Raw genomic sequence first — 4,698 nt, 5'->3', positions numbered from 1 at the left:
TTCTTCTTGATCTGGACATAATAAGTACCTTCTTTCTTTTGGTGATTATAGTATATCAGATTCATTAAGAAATGTCGCTTTCAGTGCCTTAATTTACGAGTCCATTATACATATCCATGCTTTGTCAGCAAAACTATTTCCATTCCGTTACTACAAACACCATCTCTGCGAATTCTTTATCTGTCATATCATTTAACTTGGCAAGGGAAATTCCTTTTATGTCATTCGGGCTTTGACACTTCGCTTTTGTCAGGCAGTCCGACAATTCATGCGTTCCGCAGTCAATACTTTCTTCTGCGCTGTCAATCGGTGGATTCACATTGTAATAGGATTGTGCCGTCTGCATGATATCCGGTTCCGTTCCTCCGCTTTCCTGTTCAATCACGGCAAGACACAGATCCACATAATCTTCAATTCCATATTTTTCACAGTATTCCGAGACAAGTTCACGGAAACTTTCTGTCTTTCCAGATACCTGTGCCTGATAGGTTCCGTCCTGTGATTCATTAGCAGCACCGCCGGAGCCAACCACTGCTCCGATTGCTCCCACGATAGCTGCCACAAGAATAATCAAAAGAAGTGCTATCCATACAGCGGGATTTGCCGCTACTGCCTGAACAACACTTTGTATTGTCTTTACCAAAGATTTTCCTACCTGTGCTCCTGCTTTTGCTCCCGATCGAACAGCCTGTGCCGATTTCTCCGTTGACTTTCTTGCAGCCTTTCTTTTTTCCCTGCTTTGCAGCTTTTTATGCACAAGCGTTTTCATGCCGCCCACTACTGTATGTGCACCTTTTCTGACAGTTTCTTTAGAAAGCCTGATAGGTGCGTCTTCTGTATACTCCGTATTTCTTTCTTCATAAGAAGCATCTGCCACACTGCTTCCAAGCAGCATCAGATGCATGGACTGCACCATAAGTTCCCTTGTTTCATGAATAGAAAAAAGGACACGCTCACTTTTGGATGAACTGCCCTTCTTCTGCTTTTTGCCTTTATTTAGTTTTTCAATGCCTTTTTTCTTGAACCGTCTCTTTTTCCGCCGTTTCATTTTTTCTGCCTTAGCCATTTCTCTGGCTTTCTTTAACATTCGCTGTTTGGAACGATAATCCAGACTTTTGAACATACGCTTCGCCGGCTCACTTAATGATTCAATGACCTCTTTGTCTAGATGATCCATTTGCTGCCACCTCCAATTATATTCAGTGGGCTGTATGTATTCTTTTGATTTTCTGTTGAATGTTTTTGGGAAATATGATATATTGATATTAGAAAAGGAAAGTACCCACTCCAAAGTGGATGCTCCCAGGGAAATTTAGATGTCCTTACGGACACCGCCTATCCTGTTGGCAGACAGGATAGGCATTTTTATTTTCGCTTGTTTCTCTTATTGAGAAAGGCAAGCAACGCTATAACAAGACTACCAAAGGCACATAACAATGTTAATATGCCGATGAAAATCGAAAGTATTTCAAAAGCTGTCATCTGCGCCACCTCCCTTCCTATGTATTCCGGCAAGCCGGTCATTCGGTGTTGGGAGGCTACCACCCTGTCATGGGTACTTTCCTATGGCTTACGCCATGCAACTAATATATCATTTTTCCCGCCATAATTCAACGATTTTCGTCAATTCATCTGCCCTTATTGTCTCTTATTTTTTCGATGTTTGCTTCGCATTTCTGTCATTAACCATTTCATGAAAATTGGTATTAAATAACTGATAAAGACTACTGTCTTTTTCCATCGTATTATCAAATGGAACAATCTTATCGCCAAACCGGATCAGTCCCATTCCCGGATCTGCTCCATTCACACAGGCAAGCTGCTCGGAAGATATATCAAACAAATCTTCTACCGCTTCCTTATCCATTGTTCCCTGATCCAGCAAAAGCATAAATTCAGAATTGGAAACCATTGTTTTGGTAGAACGGTTTCTCTGTGCGTCGATCAGATTCTGGCTCATCCCGGTACAGATACCGCCACGCTTTCGAACCTCACGCCACATCTTCTCCAGTGCATGTAAACTGTATTCTTCTCCCCAAAGTTCGTGCATCTCATCCACATAAACCCATGTAGCAACTCCATCCGACTGATTATACTTGATTTTAGCCGTGATACTTTCAATCATCACAAGCATTGCCATTGCCCGCATTCGTTTTCCCAGTTCCGAAAATCCGTACACGGTAAATCGGTTCTCATCGGATATGGACTGCTCTCTGGCAAAAATGTCAAGCGTACCATCTGCAAATACTTCTAACTGGTCTACAATCTCCTGTGCTGCTTCATTCCCCTCGTAATGCTCAAGAATACAATCTCTCATCACCGGAATTGTCGGGGATTCCGGACGGTTTCTTGTCCGTCTTTTATCTTTTCGCTTCTTAAAGTATTCCTCATACATATGGCTGACTGCCTTATCAATTACAGCGATATGTCTGCTGGTAAGCGGCACCGGTTTCAATGCCTGCTCACAGATTGCATAAGCAAACTCAGCTTTTTCCGCCACAAAGCGGTCAATGTCCGGCACAACATCCGGTACATAGAACGGATTGACATAAAAAACATTTTCCGCAGACTGTGTCAGATTGATATACTGACCGCCCCACGCTGCTGCAATGTCTTTGTATTCACCCATTGGATCTACCACGATAATATCGTCCTTTGAGAAACATAACACCTGCCCCATCTCCGATTTCTCATTATAGGACTTTCCAGAACCCGGAACACCAAACACCATCCCGTTTCCATTCTTTAATAATTTACGGTTTCCGATAATCAGATTTTTGGATACCTTGTTAAATCCATAGCAGTATCCCAAATCATCATGGATCTCCTGCACATTAAATGGAATGAAGATGGAAAGTTCCTCAGAGGTAATTGTCCGCATCGTATCAACAAATCTTGCTCCCGTCGGCAATGATGTATTCAAGGCATCAAGCTGTCGATAGGAATGTGGAACAATATCCATGTTGTGTGTTTTTCCAATGATACGCACCTTTTCTGTCCGCTCCTCCAGTTCTTCCATGGAATCCGCTTTTACCACAATAGTGATCCCCACATAAAGAAGCCGCTCATCAAATGAAGAAATGCGGTCAAGCATCTCCTCCGTGTCTCTTTGCTGCTTTCTCCTCTCGTAATTGATGTTAGTAGAATAATCTCCATTTTCGTTTTTCAACTCCTGCTCACGGTTAATACTTCGCTCATTGGACATGTACTTTTTCATCACCATCTGATAAGCCACATCATTGTCAAGCGGCTCCACATCCATCGAGTAAATGATCGGAAAGTCCATGTTTGTCAGTTCATTTAAGAATTGATCTGTCAAACCGTTCGGATATTTTCTGATAAACATCACACAGGCACAGCTTCCGCCCTCCATCTCCAGATACTCCGGATGCTCCCGCAAAGAAGTATTGATAATGTCATTTCTCCAGTCCCGTTTCAGATGCAGATATTCATTCCAGTCAAAAGAAAAAGATGCCTCGTCACCCATGCGATAATAACTGTGTAATGCTCGCAAGCGTTCCGTGGCATCTAATGGTATCAGGCAGCTCCCCAATCGGTGAAATAACTGCTGTATGGAAAACTCTATGGTGTTAAAGTAATTTCTGGCACTTTCATAATCCGGCTTTCTGCAACTGACAATGAAATACTGGGATTGCAAAAGACCTCCCCGACCTTCCTGCAATCGCTTTTCAATCAGTTTGTGGTATTCTTTCGCCAACGGCTCCATTTCTTTGCTGACTGCCTTCTGCAAAATTTCTTCCCGCAGCCTTCCATTGTCGGCATAATGATTGGATACAATGAGCTTGTAACTGACATTCATTGACCGGAGCAGCGTTTCAAACCGCTTGCCGGTTTCCTCTTTTTCTTCCTCATCCTGCGTGGAAAAGTTAATATCCTCAAACAGATACATCCTGTCAAACTGATGAATCTTCTTTTTTCCTCCGTCTTTGTTTGTCGGACTCTCCAGTTCAAAGATACCGTTTTCTGATATTCGATAGATTGGTATCGTATCCTGGATACATAATGGAACTTTGTAAATACGTTCCGTCTGTGGAGTCAGCGAGTCCTTTCTGAATAATTTTAGCATTTGTTTTAACCTCCTGTTCTTGTTTTAGGCAAGAAAAAAGAACTACCGAAGTAATTCTTTTTCTAAATGTATTGTTATCGTTCATTAAATAAAAAAACTATTTTATTTTCATATCACGAATCTTGTTTTTAAATATATAAAGATAACAACTGCCTTCGACAACTATATTTTTGTTTTCCAATTTCATTTTTCGACATGCCCACCACCTGATCATCATCAACAACTTCACAAATACAATTAAATTCTTTGCACATAACATCCAACAATTCACTCATATCAGATACTTCAATTCTGCTATCATCTCTTGTCATATCAGTATGGGCCAAGAATTGCCTTCTCATTATTTTTACTGTCTCTTCAGTTTTCCTATTCCCTTTTTGTTTTTTCACTTGCTTATCAGGACAATTACAATTTCGCAACATATCATTGACAGTATTCCGGAATTTAGGAATAGTATTAGCTTTAGAATCATTATCATAATATATTTTCCATAATGTCAATTCTAAATCTTTTTGCAATAAAAAAATAAACTGATCACTGATATTTCAATTCTAAATCTTTTTGCAATAAAAAAATAAACTGATCACTGATATTTATCACTTTATTATATA

Annotated in this window: 3 protein-coding genes; all 3 read right to left on the bottom strand. The window is 40.6% G+C overall.

Annotated elements, in window-relative coordinates; translation table 11 throughout:
• Positions 1-133 precede the first annotated feature (133 nt).
• Positions 134-1,177, bottom strand: a complete 1,044-nt coding sequence (locus tag DXA20_RS15785) for a lysozyme family protein (RefSeq protein WP_118562077.1) — start codon at positions 1,175-1,177, stop codon at positions 134-136.
• A gap of 471 nt (positions 1,178-1,648) precedes the next feature.
• A complete protein-coding gene (locus DXA20_RS15780; protein WP_118562075.1) occupies positions 1,649-4,087 on the bottom strand; it encodes a VirB4-like conjugal transfer ATPase, CD1110 family in 2,439 nt (812 codons plus the stop codon).
• Between the two features lie 128 nt (positions 4,088-4,215).
• Positions 4,216-4,587, bottom strand: coding sequence for a hypothetical protein (locus tag DXA20_RS15775; RefSeq protein ID WP_118562073.1), 372 nt, complete (start codon positions 4,585-4,587; stop codon positions 4,216-4,218).
• Positions 4,588-4,698: the final 111 nt, after the last annotated feature.

Origin of the sequence: Roseburia sp. AM59-24XD, assembly GCF_003478445.1 — a bacterium.
In the GTDB taxonomy this organism is placed as follows: Bacteria; Bacillota; Clostridia; order Lachnospirales; family Lachnospiraceae; genus Jutongia.
The sequence above is the reverse complement of the archived record's forward strand: the minus strand, read 5'-3'. Positions and strand labels throughout refer to the sequence as shown.

Bases quoted from the DNA above. Each gene is read 5' to 3' on its own strand.
- DXA20_RS15785 (WP_118562077.1), bottom strand. From the start codon at position 1,177: ATGGATCATCTAGACAAAGAGGTCATTGAATCATTAAGTGAGCCGGCG.
- DXA20_RS15780 (WP_118562075.1), bottom strand. From the start codon at position 4,087: ATGCTAAAATTATTCAGAAAGGACTCGCTGACTCCACAGACGGAACGT.